The sequence below is a fragment of the Streptomyces sp. NPDC091287 genome, assembly GCF_044768525.1.
In the GTDB taxonomy this organism is placed as follows: domain Bacteria; phylum Actinomycetota; class Actinomycetes; order Streptomycetales; family Streptomycetaceae; genus Streptomyces.
In genome coordinates this window covers 170586-184123 of record NZ_JBIVUV010000021.1, presented here as the reverse complement: position 1 = coordinate 184123, position 13538 = coordinate 170586, and the positions used below count along the sequence as shown (strand labels likewise).

General features: G+C 68.3%; 12 protein-coding genes and 3 pseudogenes. 8 read left to right on the top strand and 7 right to left on the bottom strand.

Annotated elements, in window-relative coordinates:
* Positions 1-124 precede the first annotated feature (124 nt).
* The 6 genes and pseudogenes from ACIQRW_RS31520 to ACIQRW_RS31495 form a co-directional block, all read right to left on the bottom strand.
* Positions 125-451, bottom strand: coding sequence for a hypothetical protein (locus tag ACIQRW_RS31520; protein WP_403766730.1), 327 nt, complete (start codon positions 449-451; stop codon positions 125-127).
* A 45-nt stretch (positions 452-496) separates the two neighbouring features.
* Positions 497-1361 (bottom strand): annotated as a pseudogene (locus ACIQRW_RS31515) (IS5 family transposase).
* A 19-nt stretch (positions 1362-1380) separates the two neighbouring features.
* Positions 1381-2148 carry an SDR family NAD(P)-dependent oxidoreductase gene (locus ACIQRW_RS31510; RefSeq protein ID WP_403766727.1) on the bottom strand — a complete coding sequence of 256 codons (768 nt, stop codon included), beginning with the start codon at positions 2146-2148 and terminating at the stop codon, positions 1381-1383.
* 226 nt (positions 2149-2374) lie between these two features.
* Positions 2375-2731 carry a winged helix-turn-helix transcriptional regulator gene (locus ACIQRW_RS31505; RefSeq protein WP_403766724.1) on the bottom strand — a complete coding sequence of 119 codons (357 nt, stop codon included), beginning with the start codon at positions 2729-2731 and terminating at the stop codon, positions 2375-2377.
* Between the two features lie 54 nt (positions 2732-2785).
* Positions 2786-3613, bottom strand: a complete 828-nt coding sequence (locus tag ACIQRW_RS31500) for an NAD(P)-dependent oxidoreductase (protein WP_403766721.1) — start codon at positions 3611-3613, stop codon at positions 2786-2788.
* Positions 3614-3915: 302 nt separating this feature from the next.
* The gene (locus ACIQRW_RS31495) at positions 3916-4629 is read right to left on the bottom strand and encodes a nucleotidyltransferase domain-containing protein (RefSeq protein WP_403766718.1); all 714 of its coding nucleotides are present in this window, start codon (positions 4627-4629) and stop codon (positions 3916-3918) included.
* A gap of 829 nt (positions 4630-5458) precedes the next feature.
* Between ACIQRW_RS31495 and ACIQRW_RS31490 the strand changes: the two genes are divergently transcribed.
* The 8 genes and pseudogenes from ACIQRW_RS31490 (at position 5459) to ACIQRW_RS31455 (ending at position 12162) form a co-directional block, all read left to right on the top strand.
* Entirely contained in the window at positions 5459-6637 is a 1179-nt protein-coding gene (locus ACIQRW_RS31490) for a cytochrome P450 (protein WP_403766715.1), read from the top strand.
* A gap of 140 nt (positions 6638-6777) precedes the next feature.
* Positions 6778-7389 carry a TetR/AcrR family transcriptional regulator gene (locus tag ACIQRW_RS31485; RefSeq protein WP_403766712.1) on the top strand — a complete coding sequence of 204 codons (612 nt, stop codon included), beginning with the start codon at positions 6778-6780 and terminating at the stop codon, positions 7387-7389.
* Positions 7386-7808 carry a DUF6069 family protein gene (locus ACIQRW_RS31480; RefSeq protein ID WP_403766709.1) on the top strand — a complete coding sequence of 141 codons (423 nt, stop codon included), beginning with the start codon at positions 7386-7388 and terminating at the stop codon, positions 7806-7808. The genes ACIQRW_RS31485 and ACIQRW_RS31480 overlap by 4 nt, the downstream gene beginning before the upstream one ends.
* Before the next feature lie 276 nt (positions 7809-8084).
* Positions 8085-8951: pseudogene (gene vph / locus ACIQRW_RS31475) on the top strand (viomycin phosphotransferase); the annotation flags it as partial.
* Between the two features lie 225 nt (positions 8952-9176).
* Positions 9177-9704, top strand: coding sequence for a DapH/DapD/GlmU-related protein (locus ACIQRW_RS31470; protein ID WP_403766753.1), 528 nt, complete (start codon positions 9177-9179; stop codon positions 9702-9704).
* A gap of 109 nt (positions 9705-9813) precedes the next feature.
* Positions 9814-11076 (top strand): annotated as a pseudogene (locus ACIQRW_RS31465) (DUF6357 family protein).
* A gap of 221 nt (positions 11077-11297) precedes the next feature.
* The gene (locus ACIQRW_RS31460; RefSeq protein ID WP_361336620.1) at positions 11298-11738 is read left to right on the top strand and encodes a hypothetical protein; all 441 of its coding nucleotides are present in this window, start codon (positions 11298-11300) and stop codon (positions 11736-11738) included.
* Complete coding sequence (locus ACIQRW_RS31455; protein WP_403766706.1) at positions 11698-12162, top strand: hypothetical protein; 465 nt, start codon at positions 11698-11700, stop codon at positions 12160-12162. Before ACIQRW_RS31460 ends, ACIQRW_RS31455 begins: the two co-directional genes overlap by 41 nt.
* Positions 12163-12238: 76 nt before the next feature.
* On the opposite strand, the gene ACIQRW_RS31450 is transcribed toward ACIQRW_RS31455, so the two are convergent.
* The gene (locus ACIQRW_RS31450) at positions 12239-13465 is read right to left on the bottom strand and encodes an MFS transporter (RefSeq protein ID WP_403766703.1); all 1227 of its coding nucleotides are present in this window, start codon (positions 13463-13465) and stop codon (positions 12239-12241) included.
* Between the last annotated feature and the right edge of the window lie 73 nt (positions 13466-13538).

Here is a 13538-nt window from a genome sequence, read left to right as displayed (position 1 = left end):
TCGCCGCCAGAACGGCCTCGATCCCCTCCGGTCTCCCCATACCAGACCAACGAGCCCCACAGCTGGAAGCTACGACTTGTTTCCCGGCAAGCCCTTACAGCTCCTAACACAATGAGACGTTCGACTACATGCAGGCGATTGAGCGGCTGAGGTCTTCCGAGAGGAAGACGATGAATCGACGCTGTGAGCTGGTGATCGTCGCCAGATGGACCCGGGCTGCTCCCGCTGTGTGGAGTCTGTCGACGGCTTCGGCCAGTCCGGTACGGGGGGTGACTCTGGTGTCGAGCATGACCTGATGCCGGTGGGACCAGGTGTCCCAGAGTTGGCGCGCGGACGCGGTTTGGCTGGGGAAGAGCCGGAAGTCCGCCCCTGTCCGGAGTTCGGTCAGGGCGGCACGGGCAGAGGTGCTGTCGTCCCGCGCGAGGGCTGATTCCAGGTCGTCACGGTTCATGCGATCAGTCTGCCGGACCGCGCTTCCGGCATGGGCGGGTGTCGATTAGGTAAGGGACAGCACTTGACGGTGGGTGATGAGGCAGCAGGCGAGTTTGAGGAAGGCTTCGTGGGTGTCTGCTCGTCGCTCCCAACGGATGCGGAGGCGTTTGAAGCCGTGGAGCCAGGCGAAACTGCGCTCGACTACCCAGCGGTAGGCGCCCAGCCCGGTGCCGTGGAGGGTGCCACGGCGGGCGATAGCCGGCACAATGCGGCGCTCTCGGACCTGGTCGCGGTAGATGTCGTGGTCGTACCCGCGGTCGGCGAAGAGTGAGTCCGGCTTGCGTCGAGGGTGCCCGACCCGGCCCCTAATGGGTGGGATGGCGTCGATCAGCGGCATGAGCTGGGTGACGTCGTTGCGGTTGCCGCCCGTGAGGATAACGGCGAGCGGCGTGCCGCGTCCGTCGGTGATCAGGTGGTGTTTCGATCCGGTTCGGCCGCGATCGACCGGACTCGGTCCCGTCTGGCTCCCCCTTTTATGGCTCGCACGTGGCTGGAGTCGACGATCGCACGCGACCAGTCGAGTCGGGCCGCCGCGTTGAGCTCGGCCAGCAGCACCTCGTGTAGCTGCTGCCAGACGCCGGCCTCGTTCCAGTCCCGAAGCCGCCGCCAGCAGGTCATGCCCGACCCGAAGCCCAACTCTCGCGGCAGGAACTCCCATTGGATGCCCGTGTGCAACACGAAGAGGATGCCGCACAACACCTGTCGATCCGGCAGCGGCTTCCGTCCTGGGTGCCGAAACCGCCGTTCCTTGCGTGGCAGCAGCGGTTCCATCCGCTCCCACAGGTCATCCGACACGATCCACGGCGAAGTCCCCACGCCCGAACAACGCTGCACTTCTGACGCGGACACGGCCACCAGGGCCGATCCACCTCATTGTGTTAGCCGTTGTTAGAGCCAGTGCCCGCCTGCTACCTGGATAACTTGACCGGTGATCCACCGGGCCTGGTGTGAGGCGAGGAAGACGCAGGCGTCCGCGATGTCGGACGGATCTCCGACTCGTTGCATGGGGATGCGGGGAATGACCTTTCTGATGAGTTCGTCGTCCATCCAGCCGGTCTGGATCGGTCCGGGGGCGATGGCGTTGACGCGGATTCGGGGAGCCAGGTCAGTTGCGGCGCCTCGGGTCAGGGATTCAAGGGCTGCCTTCGACATCCCGTAGGAAACCTGGTTGGGGAAGCCTCGGGCGGCGTCAGTGGAGATGTTGACGACACTGGCAGAGTCCGCCGGCGCGTTTGACGGGAGGCGTTTGGACAGTTCCGCGATCAGTATGGCGGGGGCCATGGCGTTAACGCGCAGCGTTTGCTCTATGCCGGTTTCGTCGATCGTGTCGAAGGTGTCGGCCTCGTTGGCCAGCGCAGCATTGTTGACGAGAACGTCCACGGGGCCCGCTTGCTCCACCACCGTGTCCATCAGCCTGGCAGCGGCCCCGGGGGTGAGGAAGTCCTCGGCGACGCCGATCGCGTCAGGCAGGGACGCGATGAACGCTTGAGGTTCGGCGGCTCCGATTTCGCGAGATCCTGCGGATGTCATGCCGGGTGCGTAGTGCACCACGACGCGCGCTCCTTGCTCGGCGAAGGCCAGCGAGATGGCTGCACCGATGTTGGTCGCACCACCGGTTACCAGAACGGTTTTGTCTGAGAGCCTCGATTCGATCATAGACAGGCATGCTAGGCGCGGGCCCTGACCTCCCGTCCATGGTCTCACCTGCGGGGCCCACCGATGATGTTCCGTACCAGCTGTGGGAGGGCGAGTAGGAGGCCTTGGCGGCGGCTGCGGCCGCCGGTTCCCGGGCGGCGGAGCGGATCCGCTCCGCCGCCCGGGAACCGTCTCTCTGCCCGGTCGGGGCCTGGCCTGACCCGGCACAAAGTTCAGAACCAGCTTCTTATGCCTCGGTTTGCTCTTTCCCGTGGGTGGGGACAATGTCGAGCTGGCGCATGCGCCGCTCACCCCATTCTCCCAGGGCCCCGAGTGCTGCGTAGAGCTCGGCACCTGCCTTGGTCAGTTCGTATTCGACTCGGAGCGGTGTCTCCTCGAACACGGTCCGCCGGATGATCCCGTCCGCTTCAAGCTCGCGTAGTTGCTGGGCGAGGACCTTCTCACTGATGCCGGGGAGGCTGCGGCGCAACTCGCCGAATCGATGGAGCCGTTCGTCCAGCGCCCAGAGGATCAGCGCTTTCCACTTGCCTTCGACGACATCCATCGCAGCGTCGAGGGCACAGATGTAGGGCGGGTTACGCATCCGCCTCATGGTAGCCGGGCTGCCCCCTTGTTTGTGGATGCTCCTGATGCGGGATCAACTGGCGGCAGCGCCGCTCCGCATCCGCCACAGCGAGGCGCGCAGGTGTCCAGCCAGATCCGCGGGCACGCCCGCCTCCCCGGAGGCGGAGAGGATGTTCTCCAGGCCGGTCGCCTGCATCCCGGGGTTGTACTCGTCCGGGACGGATTCGTTCGCGTCGGCACCGGCGACCGTGATCGGCAAGATCTGCTCCATCCATGGCTGGAGCACCTCCTGCTTGAACGTCTCAACGTCGCCGCCTTCCGCGTGGACCAACGCCACGGCGTGATCGGCCCCGGCCCCCATGCCGTACATGCCGCTCAGCGCGGCCATGTCATACAGCGCCGCGAACCCCGGGTCCTCGCCCACCCAATGAGAACGGCCGATGGAGCCGAGCACAGGGGCGACACGTTCGAACACGTCCCGCGCACCGCTGTAGAGGATGAAGGCTCCCTGCGTCCCGACCGTTGCAGGTACGGCCATGATCCCGCCGGCCAGGAAGTGCACGCCATGCCCCTTGAGCCATTGGGCAAGCTCTCGCGCCTGCCGTACGGAGCCGCTGGTCAGGTTGACCAGTGTGCCACCGTCAAGCTCCCGCACGGCTGGTGCGAGCGTCGCGCGGACAGTGCCGTCGTCCAGAAGACACACAACCGTCAGATCGCCGGCTTTGATCGCCTCTCCAAGGCTCGACGCCTCTCGCGCACCACGCGCAACCAGTTCACCCGCTTTCCCCGGAGTGCGGTTCCAGACCGTCACCTCGCGACCGGCATCGAGGAACGCGCTCGCCAGCGCTCGTCCCATAGCTCCCAGACCGAGAATGCTGATTCGTTCATATCGCGTCTTCATGCAGAACACTGTTCACGCAGAATGGAACGCGCCGCAAGAACCGACTTGGAAGTGCGTGGTTACCCAAAGGTTAGCCACCTGGCCCGCGCCGGCCCTGGAGCGAAATCAGCTGAGAGGTTGAGAAACAGGCTCAAAGAAGTCGCCCAACTCTCCCTGTGTACCCATACATTCATTGTCCCCGTGCCCCCGTACGGGCACGGGAGCTGTGGGCGAACCGGCCCCCGGGCCCAACAGAAGAGCGGTTGACGCCGAGAACGGTCCTGGTCGGCCAACCGTGCACGAGCTCGGCGGACGCGACGCGTTCAGGCCGTCCTACGCGGTCCGCTGCGGCGGTATCCCTCCCAGACCGGGCCCCCCGCCGCGTCGAGGACCTCCGTGACCAGCGAGGTGAGGCCCTCCGGTGCGCCGCGCAGCGCGGCTTGCGCCGTCTCGTCCAGGCGCGCGGCCAGGCCCGGCGCGACGGGTTCGAGGCGCCGCGCCAGCCACTTGCCGCCGCCGGCCCACGTGCCGTGGGTCAGCAGTGCCAGTTCGCCGCTCCGCCGGACGAGTTCGGCCACGACGAACAGCCGCTCCCCCGCGTCCGTACAGGCGGCGAAGTCGTCGAGCAGGTCCGTCAGCGCGTACCGGGCATCTTCGAGGGCCGTATCGGTGACCGGGGGCGGGCCTGCGGCCGCGAGGCGTTTCGCCGTATCCGCGATCCGTTCTCCTGTCCCGTCGGCATCGAGCAGCAGTGCCCCCTCGGCGCACATCCACAACAGGGGGGAGTTCCGTCGCACGATCTCCGGGGTCACGAAACTGTGCCAGGAGTCCTCGGTGTGCACGAACAGCTCCACCGGCCAGTTCCCGTACCGCATGCTCTCGCGGTACGGGGCGGGCGGGCCATCGAGCAGCACGACGACGTCCAAGTCGGACCGGGCGGTGCGCCGGCTCGTCAGGACACTGCCGCCGAGGAACGCGGCGCGGGCGTCGGGGTGGCGCTCCAGAACAAGGGCACGGGCAAGGTCGACTACGTCCATGCCTACACTCTGCATCAGTCCGGTCGTCGGCCGGCTTCTTCAGGGATCTTGCGAACTCTTGCGGCTCTTGCCCTGGCGGTGTCGCTTGATCTCGACCTCGCGGCCGCGCCGAGAGCTGCACGCCGCTCGATCACCGGGTGCGGCGCCCGTCCATCGAGGCCCTCGGCCCCCACCTGCGCTGCTCCGCCAGCACCAACCTGCCCGTCGGCACCGCCTCCCGCCTCGTCGATCGCGACCGGCCGCCTGCACCGGAAGCCGGCTCAGCCGCCAACCTGCGCAAACTCCCGACCGCGGCCCGCGACTGGCTCGACACCCCGCGTCCCGTCTACGACGCTGGCCCGATAGTGATCGCGGTGGCTTACCTGATCGAGGAGGTACTCCTGCATGTCCGAAGCGGCGGCGGGGACCGTGACCTTGCTCCACGCGCCACCGAGCATGGTGGCGGTGAGCAGCCCTCGTCGGCTGATCGCTCCTCGTAGATGGTCATCCAGATCACTCCTCGGTTCGGACGGCGGCGAGGCCGACGAGCATCAGCCGAACCGCCGGGCATGCGGCCAGCCAAGGTCAGCAGATCTGGTGTGCGGGCAAGGACCGCCCGGGCGTCGCTCTCGGGATCTGCGTGTTGCGGGGGGGCGACCAGATCTCGGCGAGGTGGCGTTCGGAGACGGTGGCAGTCCTGATCAGAAAGTCGAATGACTATGCGGCAGCGTCGCGTCAGCCGATCATGTGAAAATGACCGATCTGTTGACGACAAGTGCCGGGACATCTGACCGGCGCGGTGTCGTGCCCTTTGAGGGCACGGGGCATGACCCGGTTGGACCCTGACACCATGAACGACGCCTCCGAGGACAGACTGTCTGCCTCCGACCCCTATCGCGGGTACGCGGCCATGCGGTCCGCGTGCCCCGTGCGGGCTGTGGCATCCGGATCCAACGGACGTGACAGCTACCTGGTCACCGGATACGCGGAAGCCCGACACGCTCTCAGCGACGTGCGGCTTTCCAAGGACACCGCCGCTTTCTTCGCCGGAAAGGACTCGAAACGCCGCCTGCATCCCGCCGTCGCACACAACATGCTGGCCAGCGACCCGCCCCAGCACACCAGGCTGCGCAAGCTGATCACCGGCGCTTTCACGAGTGGCTCAGTCGCCGTCCTCCGCCCCTCCATCATCCGGCTGACCGACGAACTGCTGGACCGCTGGCCGGCCGACGGGGCGGTCGACCTCGTGGCCGCACTCGCCCTCCCTCTTCCGGTCATGGTGATCTGCGAACTGCTCGGCGTACCGGAGACCGACCGGCCACAGGTTCAGCGCTGGTCCGCCGACCTGTTCGCCGCCGGGGAGCCCGGCCGCACCGACGCCGCCTCGTACGCCGTCGCCGCATATATGACCGGCCTCATCACGTCGAAGCGTCTGCACCCGGGCGACTCGCTCCTCGATCGCCTCATCGCCGCTCGCGACGGCGGGGACCGTCTGAACGAGGAGGAGCTGGTCTCCCTGGCCGTGCTTCTGCTCGTCGCCGGCCATGAGACGACCACGAACTTCCTCGGCAACGCAGTCCTGGCGCTGCTGCAGCACCCGGCCGATCTGGAACGTCTGCGCAGGAACCCGGAAACCATCCCGCGGGCACTGGACGAGTTGCTCCGCTTCGACACGCCGGTCAGCACCTCCACCTTCCGGTTCACCACGGAAGCCATTTCCCTCGGCGGGACCGAGATCCCCGCAGGTGTCCCCGTAATCGTCGCCCTCGGAGCGGCCAACCGCGATCCGAAGCGCTTCACCGCACCGGACCGGCTCGACCTGGACCGGGAGGCAACCGGTCATCTCGGCTTCGGCCACGGCATCCACCGCTGCGTCGGCGCACCACTCGCGAAAGCCGAAGCCCACATCGCCCTCCACGCGATTCTGACCCGCTTCCCCGACATCCGTCTCGCCGTCTCGGCAGACCAGCTGGATTGGCGGCGAACCCGGCTCATTCGCGGCCTGAAGTCTCTGCCCGTTCAACTTTGAATCCGCCACCTCGATGAGCTGACGGGCCAGCAGTCGGCCGGCCGGGCAGAGGGTGGTCGCCCAGCCAAATACAGGACACGTGTGCGGAGTGAGGACTCACTCATTGACGGAGTGAGTCCTCACTCCGTACTCTCGTGGTCATGACAGCACCCAAGGAGAACCCGACCACCCGCCGCCGCGCCCCCGGTATGTCGCCGGAGGAGCGCCGCGCGATGATCATCCAGACCGCGATTCCGCTGATCGCCGAGTACGGCGCCACTGTGACGACCGCGAAGGTCGCCCGCGCGGCGGGCATCGGCGAAGGCACGATCTTCCGGGTCTTCGCCGACAAGGAAGAACTGCTGCAGGCCTGTATGGCCGAGGCGCTCTCCCCCGAGCACGCGGTCCGCGAGCTCGACGCCATCGACGTTTCCCAATCCCTGCCCGACCGGCTCGCGGAGGCGGCCGAGGCGCTTCAGGCGCACCTGTCCAGGATGGGTGCGATCGCCGGCTCGCTGGGGCATCGCGGCGGCAAGCACCCCGGCACGGTGCGCGGCGCGGGCCGCGACGAGTCGACGACCCGCATCCGCGCGGCCCTCGCGGAGCTGCTGGAGCCCGACAGGGCAGCTCTGCGCCGGCCGCCGGAGCAGATCGCGGCCCTCTTCTTCGGGCTCCTCTTCACGCAGCCGCGTACGGAGGAGGAGCCCGACCTGACCCCGCAGGAGCTGGTGGATGTCTTTCTGCACGGGGCGCTCTCGGAGGGCGCCAAGTGAGCGCGCGGAAAAGGCGCCTGAGGGTTACGGCCCTGGCCGCCCTGCTCCCCGTCCTGGTGTGGCTGGTCTCGGACCCACTGGCGGGGCACCGGCTGCGGATCGCGGACGGCGAGCAGACACTCGACATCGGCGCCGTACCCGTAGCGGTCATCGCACTGCTCGCCTCGCTCCTCGGCTGGGGACTGCTGGCTGTCCTGGAGCGCTTCGGGGTGCGGCGCGCCCGCGGCATCTGGACCGGGGCTGCCGGCGTCGTACTGGCCATGTCCTTCCTTCCGCTCGTCGGCGACGGCATGGACGGCGGCACCCGGGTCTCCCTCGCTCTGATGCACCTGGCGGTGGGAGCAGTACTGATCCCGGGGCTGGGCGGCAGCTCCCCGGGGCGGAAGTCGGTGCTGCCGGGCGATGACCGCCGGAATTGAGTACGCCGTCGGCTCCGCGGCCGGCTTCGTACAGGCGGCCTACCCCATCGATCAGGGGGCGCACCTCAACCCAGGGGCCCCCAGTCGTCCGGGATCCTGTGCTGCAAAGTCAAGTTACTGATCGCCAGCTGGTCGGTCATACTCACATGATCGGCTGACGCCATGCAGCGGCATAATCACTTCTTGGGCGTGATCAGCCCTGGATGGTCGCGCCAGGGCAGCCACCGCTCAGGCTCGAAAGAGCTTCCGTAGGCCTGAGAAGCGGAGAGTTTACCCACAATGGAAATCATGGAGACGCACCGCGCCCTCGTGATCCGTCTGCTGCCCGATGACCAGCAGGGCGAACTCACCACCCACCAGGGGCAGTTCCACCACGTCGTCGTCGGCTCGGAGCACGTGGTGTGCTTCGCCCGCACCGAAGCCGCCGCAGGGCGGCTGCCCGCGCGGGCAGCCGCCCTGCGCGCCCTCGCCGGGCTCGACCTCGGCTTCCGCACCCCGCGCCCGCTCGCCCAGGGCGGCGGTCTGGGCACGGACGAACCGCCCTACCTTGTGCTGAGCCGGATCCCCGGGGCACCCTTGGACAATGCCGCGCTCGAGCGCCCCGAAGTCGCCGAGGCGGTGGCCGAGCAGTACGCCGGACTCCTCTCCGGGCTCATCGCCGCAAGCAGGGACGAGAGGGCGCGCGCCGCGCTTCCGGCGGCCCCCGAACGTCAGTGGCAGGAGTTCGCGGCGGGAGTGCGCGCCGAACTGTTCCCGCTGATGTCCGACGGCGGCCGGGAGCGTGCCGCGCGCGAACTCGCCGCGCTCGACGGCCTTCCCCCGCTCACTTCCGCCGTGGTCCACGGCGACCTCGGCGGTGAGAACGTCCTGTGGGAGCTCTCGGACGGTGTGCCACGCCTCAGCGGTGTCATCGACTGGGACGAGGTCACCTTGGGTGACCCCGCCCAGGACCTGGCAGCCGTCGGAGCCAGTTACGGGGAGGAGCTGCTGGACCAGGTGCTGGCGCTCGGCGGCTGGGACGACGCTTCGACGGCCGGGCGGATCACCGCGATCCGCGGCACCTTCGCCCTCCAGCAGGCCCTCTACGCACAGCGCGACGGTGACGAGGAGGAGCTGGCGGACGGCCTCACCGACTATCGGTAGGTCAGGCCTCTCAGGGGCTTGCGGTGCCAGGGCGTGCCTGCGATTCGGTCGTCTGGTCAGCGGTCTACCCGTTTCGGCGGCCACGAGCGTCCGCAGCGCTCTGCCACCCAACGCTTCCACCCTGCTTCCACAACCATTGGTTGTGTCTCGTGGGTACAGAGTTGTTTGATTGTGTGTTGTGCACGGTGGTGGGATCAGCACATGTCTACACGCACAGAGCAGGTCATGTATGTCCAGACGCCTGAGTTCGCCCGTCATGCGGAGCGGATCGTGGAGGTGACTGATGCGACGTCCCGACTGAACGTGCTTCCGTTCAGCGACAGCGCAGGCCGCACGGAACTACTTTCGGTTGTGTTCGGCGGCCCGCTGTCGGAGTCGGTGGTGATCTACCCGCCGTTCTTTACCGAGTGCGGGCTGAACACGACGTTCGGGGAGAACGTCTTCGTCAACCAGGGATGCACCTTCATGGACAAGGGAGGCATCCGTATCGGGGACGGTGTCATGATCGCCCCGAAGGTCAGCCTCATCACCGGAGGCCATCCACTGCCCCTGGCCGAGCGCCGCGAGTACCTCTCCTTCGCCCCGATCGTCATCGAGGACGACGTCTGGATCGGGACAGCTGCCGTGATCACGCAAGGGGTGACCGTCGGTGCCGGTGCGGTGGTCGCCGCGGGTGCGGTGGTCACGCGTGATGTTCCCGCCGGCGTCGTGGTCGCGGGAGTGCCCGCCCGGGTGATCAAGAAGATCGACTGAGCCCGGCCGGGCGGCGGCGCCCGCTGCGGGCAGACGATCACATCCCTGCGGGCGCGGGCCGGGCTGCCACCAAGACCCGGGGTCTCATCCTGTGGGGGAGAATGCGTCCATGAGAGACATCGTTTTCACGCGCCGGAGCGGCTGGATCCCGAACGTGATCCGCGTGGACGGTGAGTTGAAACTGATGCTCGGTGCCGGGGCCGACGCCAACCATGAGCCTCGCACGTTCACGTTCTCGATCAGGTAAGCCCATCTTGCGGTGATCCAGGACGACCTGGCCAGACACCTGCTGTTGTGGTCCGCGGTCCTGCCGCTGTGCGACGCCGCCGGAACCCGGGGCCGGCTCGACGAGGATGCTGCCGTCGCGCTCCTGGATCCGGTCCTCCTCTCCGCACCCGCGCACGTCGACGCGCTCTTCCAACGCATCCAGTGGGACCGGGGTCGGCTCATCGCCCACGGGGCTGACATCAATCTGCTCGAACGCGGTCAGGTCTGCGCGGCGATGCGCGGGGCGACCGAGACGTCCAACGGGAAACGAGCGCAGAAGTACCATGCGGACCGCCGTCGCGCCGAGCGCGGAACAGTACTCGGTCCGCTCGACTCCGCGATTCTGATGTACACGGGCCAGTACGTGCACGGCTCGACGGTTCCGAAGCGGATACCCGGTGCCGTCGACCCCGCGCTGCTGCCCGAGGTCATGCGGGTGATCGCCACCGCGGAACAAGCGTGCGCCGGGATGTGGATCGGCCGCGATCCACGGCGGGGGAAGCGCGCCACGGACAAGCGCGACTGGGGTCGGATGGAGGCGACGGTCGACGCGGCCGTGCGTCGTGCACACCCTGAACTCGTCGATGACGCGGTGCGTACCGTGAGCTTCCTGATGTGCTCGGAGGCCGCTGACCGCTCCAAGAATACGCCCATGGAGGATGACGAGAAAGCTGTCGGCGACCGCGCCGCCTTCGGCGGGAGTGCGAGAAGGGCGATCCTGTCGTTCACCGACGACAAGGGCCTTGAGAAGAAGTGGCTCCCGGACAATCCCCGCTCCGCCACCGCGGAGTTCTGGGAGTTCGTCGGCGACCGCTCTGCCGCCGACAACGAAGTTTTCACCATCGAGGACGAGGAGATGGGCGAAGGGATCCAGCTCCACTTCTACGCGGACTCCATCGCCCGGATCACGACGGTGCGCGAGGGAGTGGACGGGTCGGATCCGGAGTACCGGGTCGAGTACAGCCTGGTCGACGGGATCCGCGGGTACCGGAGCCTGGTGACCGCCTTCGTCCATGGCGGCTGCGCCGCGCTCGAACGGTGTGGCCCTTGGATGCCGGATGTCGCCGAGTTCGAGCGCGCGCGCCGCCGGCGCGACGCCGAGTAGTCCCAGCGGGAGCCCGCGCACGCTCCGCCGGAAGGGCCTGCGAACGTCAGCCTTGGCCAACTGTGTCTCGATGTCCGCGATGTACTCGCCGCAATCCACGTGCGGCGACGGAGCGGGCCGGGTCGCCAACCGGGGCGACGGGCTCCGGCCGTGGCCGCCTCCCGGAACTCCGCCGTGGCCCTGATGCACGGGGTGACGGCCAGAGGGGCTAGTTTGCTCGGATGAGCCTTCTCCATGATGTGGCCGAGCGCGATGGCTGGCTGTGCTGGGTGTGCGACGAACCGGTCGACCCCGACAAGTCGGTGAACGACCAGCAGGGCCCCAGTGTCGACAGCAGGACCGCCGACCGGAAGGCCAAGGTCGCCGAGCGACTCGCGCACCGCGGGTGCAACTCCCGCAAGGGCGCGGTCAAGGTGTCCATCGCCTGGCCGGACCGTCTGTACGTGGTCGAACCCGCGCCGCTGATCGCTGTGGCCTCCCGTCTGGAGCGCAAGGGGGGCCGCGAGATGGTGGGCCGCTGTCCGACCAGGCAGGACGCCCAAGAAGCGGCGGATTGGCTGGTGGACCGATTTTCCCGACTGGTACCCGGGCTGCCGGTGACCGCCGGCATCGAGTCGGGCGGTGGTCAGTTCCTCGTCGTCCTTACCGCCGGCCGTCGCTGACCGAGAATCACCACATCGGGCCGGCGTCGGGCTGTGCCGTCGCCCCGGATCGACCGGAACGCGTGCTACTCCCTACTGTGCGAGCAGGATCACCCTCTGGTCGATCGGCAGGCCCGGCCCCATCGGCGGGCGCTGGTATGGCTCAGCGGCATCGACCGCCGCCCAGGAAGACCGGTGGCGCTCCGGGACGGCGCGGTCCACTCCGGCCTGCCGCCGGCCAGGGCGGATAAGGTCGTGGACCGGGACCGGGTATGCGGTGAGGGCTGCGGCGGTGCGCCACCCGCACCTTCCGCGGTCCCGGCGGGCAGCACTCCTCGACGACGAGGAGTCGGCCCATCATGCGGCGGCGAACGCGGCGCCGGACCCGTACACGGTCCGCAGGCTTCTGCGGACGGACGGACGGTGGGCAGAGCCGCCGGTGTAGCCCCAGCAACCGACTGCCTCCTGCGCGCTGCGCGCTGCGCGAAGAACACGTTGTGGAACACCGACGCAACGAGGCGTCACTCCGCCGGTGTTCCGACAGCTGAGTGCGGCGCCCGGCCACCGCGAACCGGGCTCGCGCCTGCGGTGTCGATCCGGGAGCCCGCCTTGACGACCAGCCAGACAACCAGCGCGCAGGCCGCGAATCCGGATCCCAGGAGGCTGGAGCCCGTCCAGCCGTAGGTCGTGAAGGTCGCCGTGGTCGCCGTCGCGCCGAGGGCGGAGCCGAGCGAATAGAAGACCATGTAGCCGCCGATGACGCTGCTCAAGCGATCTGGATACGTAGCGGTGAGCACGTGTTGGTTGCTCACATGCACGGCCTGGACCGCGAAGTCGAGGGCGACGATTCCGATGATCAGGAGCCACAGGGACCACGGGAGCTGGGCAATCGCCGCCCAAGAAAGGACCAGGAGGGCGAGCGCGAGGCCGCTGACCGGGGTCGCGCGCCCGGCGTCCGCCCACCGTCCGGCACGCGCCGCGCCGAGCGCGCCGGCCAGGCCCGCGATGCCGAACAGCCCGATGTGCGTCTCGCTCAGCTGCCAGGGTCCGCCCGCCAGCGGCGTGGACAGCCCGCTCCACAGGGTTCCGAACGAGGCGAACAGGAAGAACGCGATGAGGCCGCGCGTCAGGAAGGTGCGCTGACCCAGCAGCCGGCCGAGCGAGCAGGCGGCCTCGCGGTACTTCGCGGGGGACGTCACACGCGGGTCCGGGGGCAGTGTGGCCGGCACCAGGGCTGCGAGCCCGAGGGAGAGCGCCGCGAGAACGACGTAGACGCTGCGCCAGCCCCACATGTCGGCGAACGCGCCGGTAGCGACCCGCGCACCCAGAATGCCGACCACGACGCCCGAGGTCACCACCCCGATGTTCCGTCCACGTTCGGCGGGAGGGGAGGCCGACGCCGCGTAGGCCACCGCGATCTGCACCACGACCGCGAACACCCCGGCCGTCGCGAGCCCCGCGAGCGCCTGCCACGCGGCCGACGACAAGGCCGTGAGCATCATGCCCGCCGAGGTGACCGCCAGTTGCACGGCGATGAGGCGGCGCCTGTCGGCCACATCGCCGAGTGGCACCAGCAGCAACAGGCCCGCCAGATAGCCGAGCTGACCGGTGGCCACGAACCAGCCGGTGAGCTGCGTCGGCACGCCGAGGTCGCGTCCCATCGGCTCCAGAACCGGCTGCGCGGCGTAGACGCTCGCCACAGCGACGCCGCACACCACCGCCAGCAGCACTCGATTCCCTGCGTTCATCGCGACCCCATTTAATCGGTAGCATTTTGCAACCGTTCGGACGGTACGGCATGATGGTTTCAATCTGCAACTC